The 14,241-nt window shown below is 33.9% G+C and carries 14 protein-coding genes and 3 tRNA genes; 11 read left to right on the top strand and 6 right to left on the bottom strand.

From position 1 onward, the window contains the following. The first annotated feature begins 68 nt into the window (after window positions 1-68). The 6 genes from GQ46_RS01210 (at window position 69) to GQ46_RS01185 (ending at window position 4,908) form a co-directional block, all read left to right on the top strand. A complete protein-coding gene (locus tag GQ46_RS01210) occupies window positions 69-776 on the top strand; it encodes a 16S rRNA (uracil(1498)-N(3))-methyltransferase (RefSeq protein WP_044397613.1) in 708 nt (235 codons plus the stop codon). 1 nt (window position 777) lies between these two features. Further along, window positions 778-1,419 (top strand): DUF4159 domain-containing protein, encoded by a 642-nt coding sequence (locus GQ46_RS01205; RefSeq protein ID WP_044404348.1) that lies wholly within the window; start codon window positions 778-780, stop codon window positions 1,417-1,419. Window positions 1,420-1,468: 49 nt separating this feature from the next. Further along, window positions 1,469-1,969, top strand: a complete 501-nt coding sequence (locus GQ46_RS01200) for a TrmH family RNA methyltransferase (RefSeq protein WP_044397611.1) — start codon at window positions 1,469-1,471, stop codon at window positions 1,967-1,969. A gap of 67 nt (window positions 1,970-2,036) precedes the next feature. Then, complete coding sequence (locus GQ46_RS01195) at window positions 2,037-3,134, top strand: AI-2E family transporter (protein ID WP_044397609.1); 1,098 nt, start codon at window positions 2,037-2,039, stop codon at window positions 3,132-3,134. A gap of 4 nt (window positions 3,135-3,138) precedes the next feature. Further along, window positions 3,139-4,320: a hypothetical protein gene (locus GQ46_RS01190; protein WP_044397607.1), complete on the top strand. Its 1,182-nt coding sequence runs from the start codon at window positions 3,139-3,141 to the stop codon at window positions 4,318-4,320. Between the two features lie 66 nt (window positions 4,321-4,386). Further along, the gene (locus tag GQ46_RS01185; RefSeq protein WP_044397605.1) at window positions 4,387-4,908 is read left to right on the top strand and encodes a DUF421 domain-containing protein; all 522 of its coding nucleotides are present in this window, start codon (window positions 4,387-4,389) and stop codon (window positions 4,906-4,908) included. A 282-nt stretch (window positions 4,909-5,190) separates the two neighbouring features. Here GQ46_RS01185 and GQ46_RS17830 read toward each other — a convergent pair whose 3' ends face one another. The 5 genes from GQ46_RS17830 to GQ46_RS01165 all read right to left on the bottom strand — a co-directional run bounded on the left by GQ46_RS17830 (window position 5,191) and on the right by GQ46_RS01165 (window position 7,859). Continuing rightward, the gene (locus GQ46_RS17830) at window positions 5,191-5,352 is read right to left on the bottom strand and encodes a hypothetical protein (RefSeq protein ID WP_197077321.1); all 162 of its coding nucleotides are present in this window, start codon (window positions 5,350-5,352) and stop codon (window positions 5,191-5,193) included. A gap of 73 nt (window positions 5,353-5,425) precedes the next feature. Further along, window positions 5,426-5,499: transfer RNA gene (locus GQ46_RS01180), tRNA-Arg, on the bottom strand. A gap of 40 nt (window positions 5,500-5,539) precedes the next feature. Beyond that, a tRNA-Pro gene (locus tag GQ46_RS01175) sits at window positions 5,540-5,614 on the bottom strand. A 20-nt stretch (window positions 5,615-5,634) separates the two neighbouring features. Continuing rightward, a tRNA-Ser gene (locus tag GQ46_RS01170) sits at window positions 5,635-5,723 on the bottom strand. 90 nt (window positions 5,724-5,813) lie between these two features. Beyond that, on the bottom strand, window positions 5,814-7,859 hold the full coding sequence (locus tag GQ46_RS01165) for an HD family phosphohydrolase (RefSeq protein WP_044397602.1): 2,046 nt from the start codon (window positions 7,857-7,859) through the stop codon (window positions 5,814-5,816). A 134-nt stretch (window positions 7,860-7,993) separates the two neighbouring features. Between GQ46_RS01165 and GQ46_RS01160 the strand changes: the two genes are divergently transcribed. Beyond that, a complete protein-coding gene (locus tag GQ46_RS01160) occupies window positions 7,994-9,172 on the top strand; it encodes an acetyl-CoA C-acyltransferase (protein WP_044397600.1) in 1,179 nt (392 codons plus the stop codon). Between the two features lie 13 nt (window positions 9,173-9,185). Beyond that, the gene (locus GQ46_RS01155) at window positions 9,186-9,935 is read left to right on the top strand and encodes a C40 family peptidase (protein WP_044397598.1); all 750 of its coding nucleotides are present in this window, start codon (window positions 9,186-9,188) and stop codon (window positions 9,933-9,935) included. A gap of 61 nt (window positions 9,936-9,996) precedes the next feature. On the opposite strand, the gene GQ46_RS01150 is transcribed toward GQ46_RS01155, so the two are convergent. After that, a complete protein-coding gene (locus GQ46_RS01150) occupies window positions 9,997-10,575 on the bottom strand; it encodes a fasciclin domain-containing protein (protein WP_044397596.1) in 579 nt (192 codons plus the stop codon). Window positions 10,576-10,797: 222 nt separating this feature from the next. Between GQ46_RS01150 and tpx the strand changes: the two genes are divergently transcribed. From tpx to GQ46_RS01135, 3 genes are all read left to right on the top strand, one after another. Continuing rightward, window positions 10,798-11,304 carry a thiol peroxidase gene (tpx, locus tag GQ46_RS01145; RefSeq protein WP_044397594.1) on the top strand — a complete coding sequence of 169 codons (507 nt, stop codon included), beginning with the start codon at window positions 10,798-10,800 and terminating at the stop codon, window positions 11,302-11,304. A gap of 65 nt (window positions 11,305-11,369) precedes the next feature. After that, a complete protein-coding gene (locus tag GQ46_RS01140; RefSeq protein ID WP_044397592.1) occupies window positions 11,370-11,738 on the top strand; it encodes a diacylglycerol kinase in 369 nt (122 codons plus the stop codon). 64 nt (window positions 11,739-11,802) lie between these two features. Then, window positions 11,803-14,217 (top strand): DNA translocase FtsK, encoded by a 2,415-nt coding sequence (locus GQ46_RS01135; RefSeq protein WP_044397590.1) that lies wholly within the window; start codon window positions 11,803-11,805, stop codon window positions 14,215-14,217. Window positions 14,218-14,241: the final 24 nt, after the last annotated feature.

Here is a 14,241-nt window from a genome sequence, read left to right as displayed (position 1 = left end):
ATAAAAACACATGGTACTATGCCTTTCAAAGAATTATATATTTTAAAAGTATTAGAAAATAAAAAGTAATGCAACTATTTTATAGTCCAGAAATACATAAAGAACAAAAGCAATTTGCCTTCTCGAAAGAAGAAAGTAAACACATTGTAAAAGTGTTGCGTAAAACTATTGGAGATGTTCTTAATATTACTAATGGTAAAGGTGATTTATTTACTGCTGAAATTAGTAATGCAGATATTAAAAACTGTGTGGTAACTATCGTAGCGTTTGAAACACAAAAACCGTTATCCTATCATTTGCATTTGGCTGTTGCTCCAACAAAAATGAACGACCGTTTTGAATGGTTTTTAGAAAAGGCTACTGAAATTGGTGTAACAGAAATCACCCCAATACTCTGCGATCATAGTGAGCGAAAGGTTATAAAAACAGAGCGTTTCGAGAAGATTTTACAAGCGGCAATGAAACAATCACTCAGCTGTTATTTACCAAAACTAAATGAAGCCATTCCTTACAAAGACTTTATAAAACAAGCATTTAGAGGCGATTTATTTATTGCTCATTGTGAGGAAACAGATAGAAAATCATTAAAAAAAATGCTAAAGCCAGAAAAGGACATTACGCTATTGATTGGTCCTGAAGGTGATTTTTCTGTTAAAGAAATAGAAAATGCGCTTGTTAATAATTTTATTCCTGTAACTTTGGGTGAAACACGTTTACGCACTGAAACAGCGGCTATTGTGGCCTGCCATAGCGTAGCCTTTGTGAATGAAATATAAAATGAAGTTATATCTATCTATTTTCTCCTTTCTTTTTTCTGTACTTCTTTTTGGTCAGGATTTAGCCGTTTTAAAATATGGTGGTGGTGGCGATTGGTATTCCAATCCTACAGCCTTACCAAATTTAATTCAGTTCTGTAATGCCAATATTGCGACAAGACTAAATGAAAAACCAGAGACTGTTGAAGCTGGTAGCACGGCTATTTTTCAATACCCCATGTTACACATGACTGGTCATGGTAATGTGTTTTTTAGCGACGAAGAAGCCGAAAATTTAAGAACCTACCTTGAAAGTGGTGGTTTTTTACATATTGATGACAATTATGGTATGAAAGACTATGTCATTAAAGAGCTTAAAAAAGTGTTTCCAGATCAAGAATTAAAAGAATTACCGGCTAATCATGGCATTTTTAGTACCGCCTTTAAATTTCCTAAAGGCTTACCAAAAATTCATGAACACGATGGTAAAAGACCACAAGCTTTAGGGTTGTTTTTTGAGTCACGTTTGGTTTTGGTATTAACTATTGAGAGTGATTTAGGCGATGGTTGGGAAGACCAAGAAGTACATAATGACCCACAAGATATAAGATTAAAGGCATTGCAAATGGGAGCTAATATTGTGAAGTATGTTTTTGAGAATTAATACCCTAGCAAAAACACAAAGGCGTAAAATAAATACTAAACCCTAAGACGTGCAGCTCAACCACTACACCAACCATTTTAAAAAGCAAAAATTCCCAATCGTTTTAGTTTGCGAAAATGTCACCAATGCACCAAATATTGGTAGTTTATTTCGTACGGCAGATGCCTTTGGTATTGAAAAAATTATATTTTGCGGGAGTAGTATTCCTTTAGGACGGAAGATGACAAAAACGTCTCGGGCAACAGAAAAGGTAGTTAATTATGAAACTTTTGAGAAGGCTTCAGTTGTCATTTCTCAATTAAAAGCTGATAACTATCAAATCATAGCCATAGAAATTACTGAGAACAGCAAACCCATTCATACGTATAGTTTTTCTACAAACAAACCAATCGCTTTAATTATTGGAGATGAGAATTTTGGTGTTTCTGAATATTTATTGAAACAAAGCGATGCCATTATTTATATTGATATGTTTGGACAAAACAGTAGCATGAACGTAGTGCAAGCCACCACCATCGCATTATATGAAATAACGAAGCAATCGCGTTAATTTTTTTTCTATTGTGAGTGGTAACATTCGTACGAATTGAGTAGATTTACTGACTAATTATTTTATTTTGACTCCACAAACAATCTCAAACGGTATTTTAAGATCAATTGCCATTCTTGTTGGCATCGTAATTCTGCTATGGTTTTTGTATACTATTCAATCTGTTATTGCCTATATCGCAATTGCTGGTGTTGTTTCTTTATTAGGAAGACCCATAAAACGTTTTTTTCTGATAAGACTAAAGTTTGGTGATACTTTATCTGTTGTCATAACCATGCTTTTGTTTTTTTTAATTTTTGTGGGCATAATAAGTATGTTTATTCCACTAGCGATGGAGCAGAGTAAAAATTTATCGCTTTTAGATATTAACAAGCTACAAGGTAATATTGAAAATTTATATCAGGAATTTATTACTCATTTCAATCTGCAACACCAAGATGTTGAGGAATCGATGAAAGACTCTAAGGTATTATCAAATTTAAATTTTGGCTTTATTCCAGATTTTATTAATGCATTTGTTGCTGGTTTTGGCAGCTTTAGTATTGGTTTGTTTTCGGTTTTATTTATCTCGTTCTTCTTTTTAAAAGACAGCTCCTTGTTTGGGAATAGCATCATGTCTATATTCCCAAAAGAACATGACCACCGCATTAAGAGATCCTTATTGGTGACAAGAGATTTATTATCACGATACTTTAGCGGCCTACTCTTACAGTTACTTATTTTATTTTCAATCTACTCTATTATACTCCTTATTTTTGGAATTAAGAATGCAGTAATTATCGCATCACTTTGTGCTTTATTAAATGTTATTCCATATGTTGGCCCAATTATTAGTGCCGTTTTGATTATACTGTTAACCATGTCCAGTAATCTCGGTGAAAGTTTTAGTGAAGTTATCTTACCTAAAACCATTTATGTTATGATAGGGTTTATTATAGCGCAATTAGTCGATAACTTTTTTAGTCAGCCCTATATTTTTTCAAAAAGTGTAAAATCACATCCATTGGAGATCTTTATCATCATCATCATCGCCGGTTTACTTTTTGGAGTCGTTGGTTTAATTATAGCTATCCCTGTTTACACAGCTATCAAAGTTATTGCGAAAGAATTCTTATCAGAATACCGAGTGGTTAAAAAACTAACCAAAGGATTAGACATGGATTAAAAATTTGAACACCTCTATTTTAAATACTGAAATCCAAGAGTTCATTGAAAATAATATTAATTCAGACACCACTGCTTTAATATTAAAAGGCACGTCTTTTCCTCATGTTAACACCCTAGAAATAGTAGAACAAATTGAAGCCAAAAAACGTTGTGAAAAGAAATTACCAACCTGGTTTTCTGCCAAAAACATATATTACCCCAATAAATTAAACATAGAACAGACCTCGTCTGAAGCAACGGCTAAATATAAAGCGCGTTTAGTTGAAGGCGATAGCCTGATAGATTTAACTGGTGGTTTTGGAGTGGATTGTTTTTACTTCTCTAAACGCATAGAACAGGTTACCCATTGCGAATTAAATAGCCATTTATCTGAAATTGTGGCTTATAATTTCAAACAGTTAAACACAAAAAATATAACCTGCTATGCCAAAGATGGCATTGAAATACTAAAAAGTAGCGAACAGCTTTTTGATTGGATTTATGTAGATCCGTCACGTCGTAATGCTATTAAAGGTAAAATTTTTTTATTAAAAGACTGTTTGCCAAACGTTCCACAGTTTCTGGAATTGTTTTTTAAACAGGCGAAACAGGTGATGATAAAAACATCTCCATTGCTCGATATTTCATCAGGAATTAATGAATTGCAAGCTGTGAAAGCGATTCATATCGTTGCTATAAATAATGAAGTAAAAGAATTACTTTGGCTTTTAGATCCCGATTTTAAAGGTAGTATTGAAATAAAAACCATTAATATTCAAAAAGAATCTGAAGCCCATTTTAATTTTTATTTAAATGAAGAATCTGAAGCTACTTCTAGTTTAAGTAAACCACTTAGCTATTTATACGAGCCTAACGCAGCCATTTTAAAAGCAGGAGCCTTTGAAATTCTAGCAGAAAAACTTCAGCTTAAAAAATTACATAAACATTCTCATTTATATACTTCTGAAAAGCTAATGGAATTTCCAGGAAGACGTTTTGAAGTGGAACAGGTTTCTGCTTACAATAAGAAACAATTTAAACGTCAATTAAAGATGACTAAGGCTAATGTGACCACTCGTAATTTTCCTGAAACAGTACAACAAATTCGTGAAAAATTGGCTTTAAAAGATGGTGGCAACGACTATCTCTTCTTCACTACCGATTTAAACAATAACAAAATTATTATAGCCACTAAAAAGGTATAGGGTCAATTCTCTTTTATATAGCGCACGAGATTATAAATTGCAAAACCTATCTTTAAAACAAAAATTATGATGGACTGGTTTACATTCAATTTGAACGCTTTTTTTGGAATTATTCTAACTGCTATTGGCATTTATGTAGCTACAATAATTTGTACCCGAATTGCAGGGAAACGCAGTTTTTCTAAAATGTCAAGTTTCGATTTTGCAATGACGGTTGCCATTGGTAGTATTATTGCCACCACGATTGTCTCAAAGTCTGTTAGTCTCCAAGACGGCATTATTGGCTTAGTTATTACCTATACCTTACAATTAGGTATGGCTTATTTACGTAGGTATAAATTCATAAGAAATACAATTGATAATGCACCTCTACTGCTAATGGACGGCAATACAATCCTGACTGAAAATCTAAAAAAAGTGAGGGTCACTGAAGATGATTTGCGTTCCAAGTTGAGAGAAGCCAATGTCTTAGAATTATCTCAAGTACGTGCTGTTATTATGGAAGCTACAGGAGATATCGCAGTCTTACATACAAAAGATCAAACCATAGAAGTTGAAGATTTTATATTGAAAAACGTCAAGCGCTAGACTTCAAAAAAAAACAAAATCTATAAAGGCTGAGTAATCTTTAAGACTATTTAAAGCGTTCAAACCGGTAAATATGCTGAAAGCCGCTACGATTAATTACAAATTAATCACTTAACAACAAGCTTTTGTCATGGTTTGTCTGCTTTTTCCGCGAATTACAATACCTTATTTAGTACATTTTAATAGCTCCTTTTTAAAACGTATAATTTACAACTAGTGAAAATTACTAAGGTGAAATTAACGCTATTTCAAACGGTTAAAATAGACACAGGTAATACCGTACTAGTCTTCTTCGTTAGTATTCTCTTTAGAGCGGGCAATAATAGCTTTCAGTTTTTCTTTGCGATCTATTTTTCCCTGTCGAAGTTTATTCTTTTTTTTATCCATAAGCTTAGAATGCTTAGTCTTATTCTTTGTGTTTTTAGGACGTCCTGTTTTAGCCATGAAATAAAAATAATGATTTTAAAATACTTATTAGAAACAAAAAATCCCTTCCAAACAAATGAAAAGGATTCTGTGAGCCCTACAGGATTCGAACCTGTGACCGCCTCCTTAGAAGGGAGGTGCTCTATCCAGCTGAGCTAAGAGCCCTTAGCATTACAAGTTTAAAATTGATTTTCAAACTAAAAAGTCGGGGTGGCAGGATTCGAACCTGCGACCTCCGCGTCCCAAACGCGGCGCGATAACCGGGCTACGCTACACCCCGATTCTGGTTATCTAATATTGCGGAGAGACAGGGATTCGAACCCTGGGTAAGTGTTTCCACCTACGACGATTTAGCAAACCGCTCCTTTCGGCCACTCAGGCACCTCTCCAATTGTATATGAACTATGCTATAATTGCGGATGCAAATGTAAGATAACATCTTATATAACGCAACAAATTTATTTATTTTTTTTTAATAATTATTCGGGATATTCAATTCGTAAATGGTAAATATTTGCAAGCTTGCGTTTTAGCACTTTTTTTATAGCCTGAATTTCTTTAAAAGTAATATTTGCATTTAAAAATTGTCCGTCTTCCATCTGTTTACTTAAGATATTCTCTACAAAATTATCGATTTTTGTTGATGTTGGCTCTTTTAAACTCTTAGAAGCTGCTTCAACACTATCACACATCATTAATATTGCAGTCTCTTTACTAAATGGCTTTGGCCCTGGATATGAAAAATCTTTAAGGTCTACGTCTTCATTTACCTCTTGAGCTTTCTTGTAGAAATAATAGACACTACTAGTACCATGGTGTGTTCTAATAAAATCGATAACACGATCTGGTAGGTTATTTTTCTTTGCTATTTCTATACCATCGAGAACATGATCGGTAATTATTTTAGCACTTTCTTTTGGTGATAATTCATCATGCGGATTTAAGCCTGAAGATTGATTTTCTGTGAAATACGTAGGATTATTCATCTTACCAATATCATGATACAGTGCACCTACCCTAATTAGCATGGCATTGGCTCCAATTTCATTGGCGGCTGCTTCAGCCAAATTTGCGACGTTTAATGAGTGGTGAAACGTCCCTGGCGCTTCATTTGATAGCCGTTTTAATAATTTTGTATTGGTGTCTGACAATTCTAAAAGAGACACGTCTGAAACTAAACCAAAAAGGTTTTCATAGATATAAATAAGCGGTTGCACGAATAAAGTCGCTAGTCCGCAAAGAATAAACGTTCCAAAAGTTTCCCATTTTAACGTTTCAATACTACCTTCATGAATAACGAAAAAAGCAAAATAAGCAATGATATAGACTAAGGTTATCTGGCCAACAGAAATAAATAAGTTCGCCCGTTTATATAATTCGGAAACCGTTAAAATCGTTACAATTCCCGCTATAATTTGTAAGAACATATATTCATAACTGTTGGGTACAATTGAACCCAGTAATAAAACAGTAATGACGTGTGTAAATAGACCCAAACGCGCATCAAAAAATGCTTTTAATACTAGTGGTAACACTGCAATAGGTACGATATAAATATACAGAGAATTATAATTTACTAATAATGTGGTTAGTAATACCATTAATAAAATATTGAAAAAGATAAAGGTGACTTTTGTATTATTATTAAATACGGTTAACCTATATTTTCTTAAGAATAACAAAAGCATTAATAATGCTAAAGCCACTAGAAGTGTGTACGCGAAGATTATTAAATTATAATTTGATTCGTTCCAAACTTGTGACTTGTATTCAGACTTTAATGACGTTAAGATCAAAAATTTATTTCCTTCGACAACCTCTCCTTTAGAAATAATTAAAGTCCCTTTCTCAATACTACCTCTTGTATAAGATATTTTATCAAATGCTTCCTGAAGTGCTTTTTCTGTTAAAGCCTTATTATAGGTTACGTTTGGTTTAATAATATCAAAAAATAAAGCGGTTAGCGGTTTTGAATAAGCATTTAAATTAGCCTTTTTTAGTTCAGATTCTATTTTTGTACTGACCTCAGATAGATTATAAAGGTTTCCAAAATCAGTTTTCTTCTTTTCAACCCGGTCATCTAATATGGTTATGTTTGCATTGTCTTTAATGGTAATAATGTCGTTAAGCACACCATAGTCGTAAAGGTCTCTAATAATTTCTTTGCCGATTCTTTTTAATCTGGATCTGTCATTTCTTATGGAATCTGGAATGGTTTTATTAAAAGTTTTATCATATTGTTTTAACACAAAAGGCTCTACGGATTTATCCAGTTCAAAGTATTTGGTACTATTCTTTTCAATTTGATTTTTTTCTTTTGTTAACTCCTCTTCTGTTTTTTGAATCGCAAAATCAAATGGCGCATAAAGTGTTTCAGACTGCCAAGGTTTTCCTTTTTCGAAGTTGTATTTAAATTTTCCACTTTTAGGGAATAAGTAAACAATTAAAAATGTGGTACAGATAAAAAGAAGTACTTTATATATTAAAGAGTGATTTTTATAAAATTTATTGATTAAGTCCTTCATTATGAATTGAAAATTAATTTCTAATTTCAAATGTAACAAATATTGTTTTCTATTCTCAGTTATATTCAATTTATGCCTCCCATTTTTAGTAAAAATTCATTAATTTCGCAACGAATTATATTTATACTCATATCATGAATAAAGAAGTTGTTATTGTTTCTGCAGCACGTACTCCAATTGGAAGTTTTCTAGGTGCTTTATCTACTATTCCTGCTCCAAAACTGGGAGCCATTGCCATTAAAGGGGCATTAGATAAAATAAATCTAAAACCAGAACTAGTTCAAGAAGTTTTAATGGGTAATGTGGTACAAGCTGGTACAGGACAAGCGCCTGCCAGACAAGCTGCTATTTTTGCTGGTATTCCAGACACAGTGCCTTGTACTACTATAAATAAAGTTTGTGCCTCTGGTATGAAAACCGTTATGCAAGCTGCTCAAGCTATTGCTTTAGGTGATGCAGATATTATTGTTGCTGGTGGGATGGAAAACATGAGTTTAATTCCTCACTATTATTATGCAAGAAGCGCTACTAAATTTGGCCCAACGACCTTAATAGATGGGATGCAAAAAGATGGATTAGTTGATGTTTACGATCAAAATGCTATGGGGGTTTGTGCCGATGCTTGTGCTACTGAATATGGTTTTTCACGTGAGGATCAGGACGCTTTTGCCATACAATCTTACAAACGTGCTGCTGATGCATGGGAGAATGGAAGGTTTAATAATGAAGTTGTACCGGTAGAAGTCCCTCAACGTCGTGGAGAGCCAATAATTGTAACCAAAGATGAAGAATTTAGCAACGTGAGAATGGATAAAATTGCAACTTTACGCCCTGCTTTCTCAAAAGAAGGTACGGTTACTGCTGCCAATGCATCCACAATTAATGATGGTGCGGGCGCTATGGTTTTAATGAGTAGAGAAAAAGCAGATGAATTAGGTTTAAAACCTTTAGCTACAATAAAAGGCTATGCTGATGCAGCACAAGAACCAAAATGGTTTACAACCGCTCCAGCTAAAGCGCTACCTAAAGCACTTGATCGCGCTGGTATAGATATAAAAGATGTAGATTTCTTTGAGTTTAATGAAGCCTTTGCTGTTGTAGGATTAGCAAACATGAAATTATTAGGCTTACATGACAGCAATGTTAACGTTAATGGTGGGGCCGTATCATTAGGCCATCCATTAGGTTGTTCTGGTGTTAGAATCCTTATTACATTGCTTAATGTTTTAGAACAAAATGACGCTAAAATTGGAGCTGCTGCTATTTGTAATGGTGGTGGTGGTGCCTCTGCAGTTGTTATAGAACGTAATTAAATCTGGTATATTAATGCAATACGGCATTTGCAACTTAAGCATTGTTCCTTTAAGACTTGAAGCAGCTGATACTAGCGAAATGGTTTCGCAAGTGTTGTATGGTGATATTTTTAAAATCTTAGAAGCACGTAAGTCTTGGTGTAAAATCCGTTTAGCATTTGATAAATATGAGGGCTGGATAGATCAAAAGCAGTATTTAGAAATTTCAAAAGAAGCTTATAGTATCATCAACCAAGAAATACCAATACTGTCTACAGACCTGGTTGAATGTGTTGAAGACGACCATAAGCAATTATATTCTATTCCTTTGGGGTCCTCTTTAAACGGATTACAACTTTTAAATCATCATTTTGAAGGCCATTCTTCTAACATAAAACAAAAAAAAGAAGCCCTTGTAAATACTGCTTTTTCTTATTTAAACGCGCCTTACCTTTGGGGAGGAAAAACGCCTTTTGGTATTGACTGTTCTGGATTTACACAAATGGTTTACAAATTGAATGGCTACAAAATATTACGCGATGCTTCGCAACAAGCCTCTCAAGGGGAAGCTTTGAGTTTTATAGAAGAAAGTGAGCCAGGGGATTTGGCCTTTTTTGATAATGCAGAGGGTACTATTACACACGTAGGTATTATTATGAGAGATAACTACATTATTCATGCCCATGGTAAAGTACGTATTGACCGTTTAGATCATTCTGGTATTTATAATGTGGACACGCGAATGCATACTCATAAACTACGCGTTATAAAAAAAATTATATAAAAAAAAAGCCACTTCAAATTGAAGTGGCTTTTTTAAATTAATGGTAATTTACTTAGCAGTCTTATGATTTTGGTAATAATACAGTATCAATAACATGAATCACACCGTTCGATTGGTTAACATCTGCAATAGTAACTTTTGCTGAGTTACCATTTTCATCTGAAATATAAACGTCTTCTCCTTTTAACCAGGCCATAATAACGCCTCCGCTTACTGTTTTAATTTCAGCTTTTCCATTTCCTTTTTTAATTTGTTTTAAAATAGATTTAGCACTCAACTTTCCAGAAACCACGTGGTATGTTAATACGGTTTGAAGTGTTTTTTTGTTTTCTGGCTTTAGTAAGGTTTCAACGGTACCATCTGGTAATTTTGCAAAAGCATCATTTGTTGGTGCAAAAACAGTGAAAGGTCCTTCGCTAACCAACACATCTACTAATTCTGCTGCTTTTACGGCTGCTACTAGGGTGGTATGGTCTTTTGAATTAACTGCATTTTCTACAATATTTTTACTTGGATACATGGCTGCCCCGCCCACCATTACGGTTTGTTCTTTCGTCATTTTCTCTTGAGAAAAACCACTAATAGCTGTGAAAATTGCCATTGTAAATACCGCTGATTTAATTAATTTTGATGTTTTCATAATTTTGAAGTTTTTTTAAAATTGTTATTTTATTGTTTCAGTGACATAAACGAAGTTCTACTCAAGTCGGTTTTTGCTTATTTAGGCTTTAACAATATATTAACGACACCAAATCAATTAACTTATTAATTATCAGTCTTTTGTATTACAAACAAAAAACTGAAAAAATAGTTTAAAACTCTAATTATTCTTAATTTTATAACTTAATAAAAACAAATAAAGATGGCAGAAATAACATTAGGAGGAACAGCAGTTGAAACGTCTGGAAGCCTTCCGGAAATAGGTAAAAAAGCCCCAGACTTCACCTTAACGGTAAGTGATTTATCAACTCAAAAATTATCAGATTTCGAAGGACATAAAGTCGTATTAAATATATTTCCAAGTGTAGACACAGGTACCTGTGCGCAATCTGTTCGAGAGTTTAATAAACAAGCAGTAGCCATGGAGAATACTAAAGTATTATGTATCTCAAGAGATTTGCCTTTTGCACAAGCACGCTTTTGTGGAGCAGAAGGCTTAGACAATGTTGTAATGTTATCAGATTTTAAAACTGGAGACTTTGGTAAAACTTATGGTTTAGAGTTCACCAGTGGTGCTTTTGAAGGGTTACATTCGCGTTGTGTAGTGGTTTTAGATGAAAATGGTATTGTTAAATATACTGAACAAGTTCAAGAGGTTGCAGATGAACCAAACTATAAAGCATCATTGTATGCTTTATTAGATGAATAAATAATACTAAATTCAATAAATTATAACCTGTCGCGTTTAATAGCATGACAGGTTTATTTATATACATGGAAAAAAAAGATTCTTTCATAGTCAACAGAATTAAAAGCATAGGTTTTGCATTTAAAGGAGCCTATTTATTACTCACAACCGAGGCCAGCCTAAAAGTACAATTCGTAATAGCTATTATTATTACTGCTGCTGGATTATACTTTGAATTATCAAGTATAGAATGGTGTATCCAGATTTTAGTGATCGCGCTTGTTATGGCTGTAGAGGGTGTTAATACTGTTATTGAAGAAATTGCCGACTTTATTCATCCTGCATATCACCCAAAAATTGGACTTATAAAAGATTTGGCAGCAGGTGCTGTATTTATTGTTGCTATTGCAGCTGTTGTCGTAGGCTGCATTATTTATATCCCTAAGATATTTTAAACACAATTACTAATTAGGATAAACGTTAGTAATTTGTATTTTTGTTTCATACTAAAAACTGATAATGGCGAAAGCGAAAAAGACAACGAAAAAGAAAGCAGCACCCAAATTAAAAAAACCAAGCTTTAAATTATCAAGTCAGCAAAAACTTATTTTTGGTAGCTTATTAGTGCTTTGTGGTGTCATGCTTTTTATTGCATTTCTCTCTTATCTATTTACAGGTAAGGCAGACCAAAGCTTGTTAAGTGAATTTCCGTCCCGTACCTCTGAAACACAAAACTGGGCAAAAGTACTTGGCAATTGGTTAGGCGATTTCTTTATTTATAAAGGTTTTGGAGCACCTTCATTTATCTTTTCTGGATTGGTTTTTTTATCTGGAGTCTATATTTTATTAGACTTAAAAAAAGAAAAACTACTACAGCACTGGATTTGGGGCATTATAATTGTGATTTGGCTCTCAGTGTTATTAGCATTTGCAGCACCATTAAGTGATTATCTAAGTGGCACCATTGGCTTTGAACTTAATAGTTACTTACAGGATTATGTTGGTAAAGTGGGTATTATTTTATTACTTATTTTCGTGCTTATAACGTATCTGGCTATACGGTTTAAATTCACACCAGAGCGCATTGGCTCTTTATTTAGAAGTGCAAAAAAAGAAATCAAAACGGAGTTCAGGGATGCTTCAGGTAACGTTTTTGTACCTGTTGACAATGCATTAACTGATGAAGCCGAAGCTATAAAAGCAGCTTTCGAAAGCAATTCTGAAACGCTTGACCCTACCACTTCCAAGCCTTCCAAAGTGGATCTAACGGAGACTCTAAAAACCGAATCAACTTCTGCAGCCTTGGAAATTGAAATTCCGAAAGAAGAGGAAGAAGACGAAGAAAGCTTAGACATAGAAGTTGAAAAAATAATAGAGGAGAAATCTGAAACAGATAATCTTTCAGATAAATTAGTAGCAGATTTTGGAGAATTTGATCCTACATTGGAATTAAGTAATTATCAATTTCCACCTTTAGACTTATTAAAAAAATACGAAAACGAAGGAGTTACTATAAATCAAGAAGAGCTAGAAGAAAATAAAAACCGAATTGTAGAAACCCTAAACAACTACAAAATTGGTATTGCCAGTATCAAGGCGACTATTGGTCCTACCGTTACATTATACGAAATTGTACCAGATGCTGGTATTCGCATTTCTAAAATAAAAAACTTAGAAGATGATATTGCCTTATCACTCTCTGCACTTGGCATTAGAATTATTGCTCCAATTCCCGGAAAAGGAACCATTGGTATTGAAGTACCTAATAAAAATGCAACAGTCGTTTCTATGCGCTCTGTTATTGCCTCTCAAAAGTTTCAAAAAACAGATATGCACTTACCTATCGCGATAGGTAAAACCATTAGTAATGAAACTTTAGTTATTGATTTAGCAAAAATGCCTCACCTATTAATGGCTGGTGCAACTGGTCAAGGAAAATCGGTAGGGTTAAATGCAGTACTAACCTCTCTTTTATATAAAAAGCATCCTGCTGAAGTAAAGTTTGTATTAGTCGACCCTAAAAAGGTTGAATTAACGTTATTTAATAAAATTGAACGTCATTATTTAGCAAAATTGCCTGGGGAAGCAGAAGCGATCATAACTGATAATACCAAAGTAATTAATACCCTTAATTCATTGTGTATTGAAATGGATAATCGTTATGAAATGCTTAAAAATGCCTTATGTCGTAACATAGTAGAATATAATAAAAAATTTAAAGACCGTAAGTTAAATCCTAATGACGGGCATGCGTACTTACCATATATCGTTTTGGTGGTCGATGAGTTTGCCGATTTAATTATGACTGCCGGTAAAGAGGTTGAAACTCCTGTAGCACGTTTAGCACAATTGGCTCGTGCTATTGGCATTCATTTAATTATTGCGACTCAACGGCCGTCGGTTAATGTTATTACGGGTATTATTAAAGCCAATTTCCCTGCACGTATAGCCTTTCGAGTATCCAGTAAAATTGACTCCCGTACCATTTTGGATGCTGGCGGCGCAGATCAACTTATTGGTCGTGGAGATATGTTATATACACAGGGTAATGATATGATTCGAATACAATGTGCATTTGTAGACACACCAGAAGTAGAAAGAATAGTCGATTTTATTGGCTCACAAAAAGCCTATCCAGATGCTTATTTATTGCCTGAATATGAAGCTGAAGAAGGTGGCACGAGTCTTGATATAGATATATCAGAAAGAGACAAATTATTTAGAGACGCTGCCGAAATTATTGTTACAGCACAGCAAGGTTCGGCATCTTTATTGCAACGTAAACTTAAACTAGGTTATAACCGAGCAGGTCGTATTATTGACCAATTAGAAGCTGCAGGTATTGTTGGAGGATTCGAAGGCAGTAAAGCAAGACAAGTACTAATTACAGATTTAGTAGCTCTCGACCAATTATTAGAAAACGAAGGCCAATAATTTATTAAAACAACATAAAATTTC

Source organism: Lacinutrix sp. Hel_I_90, assembly GCF_000934685.1.
Lineage (GTDB): Bacteria > Bacteroidota > Bacteroidia > Flavobacteriales > Flavobacteriaceae > Lacinutrix.
Note: the sequence above shows the minus strand (reverse complement) of the source record. Positions and strands in the feature narration are given on the sequence as shown.

Excerpts from the sequence above, each read along its gene's own strand:
- GQ46_RS01210 (WP_044397613.1), top strand. The coding sequence starts at position 69 with ATGCAACTATTTTATAGTCCAGAAATACATAAAGAACAAAAGCAATTT.
- GQ46_RS17830 (WP_197077321.1), bottom strand. The coding sequence starts at position 5,352 with ATGGCTAAAACAGGACGTCCTAAAAACACAAAGAATAAGACTAAGCAT.
- GQ46_RS01155 (WP_044397598.1), top strand. The coding sequence starts at position 9,186 with ATGCAATACGGCATTTGCAACTTAAGCATTGTTCCTTTAAGACTTGAA.
- GQ46_RS01135 (WP_044397590.1), top strand. The coding sequence starts at position 11,803 with ATGGCGAAAGCGAAAAAGACAACGAAAAAGAAAGCAGCACCCAAATTA.
- GQ46_RS01160 (WP_044397600.1), top strand. The coding sequence starts at position 7,994 with ATGAATAAAGAAGTTGTTATTGTTTCTGCAGCACGTACTCCAATTGGA.
- GQ46_RS01185 (WP_044397605.1), top strand. The coding sequence starts at position 4,387 with ATGATGGACTGGTTTACATTCAATTTGAACGCTTTTTTTGGAATTATT.
- GQ46_RS01150 (WP_044397596.1), bottom strand. The coding sequence starts at position 10,575 with ATGAAAACATCAAAATTAATTAAATCAGCGGTATTTACAATGGCAATT.
- GQ46_RS01140 (WP_044397592.1), top strand. The coding sequence starts at position 11,370 with ATGGAAAAAAAAGATTCTTTCATAGTCAACAGAATTAAAAGCATAGGT.
- GQ46_RS01205 (WP_044404348.1), top strand. The coding sequence starts at position 778 with ATGAAGTTATATCTATCTATTTTCTCCTTTCTTTTTTCTGTACTTCTT.
- GQ46_RS01165 (WP_044397602.1), bottom strand. The coding sequence starts at position 7,859 with ATGAAGGACTTAATCAATAAATTTTATAAAAATCACTCTTTAATATAT.
- tpx (WP_044397594.1), top strand. The coding sequence starts at position 10,798 with ATGGCAGAAATAACATTAGGAGGAACAGCAGTTGAAACGTCTGGAAGC.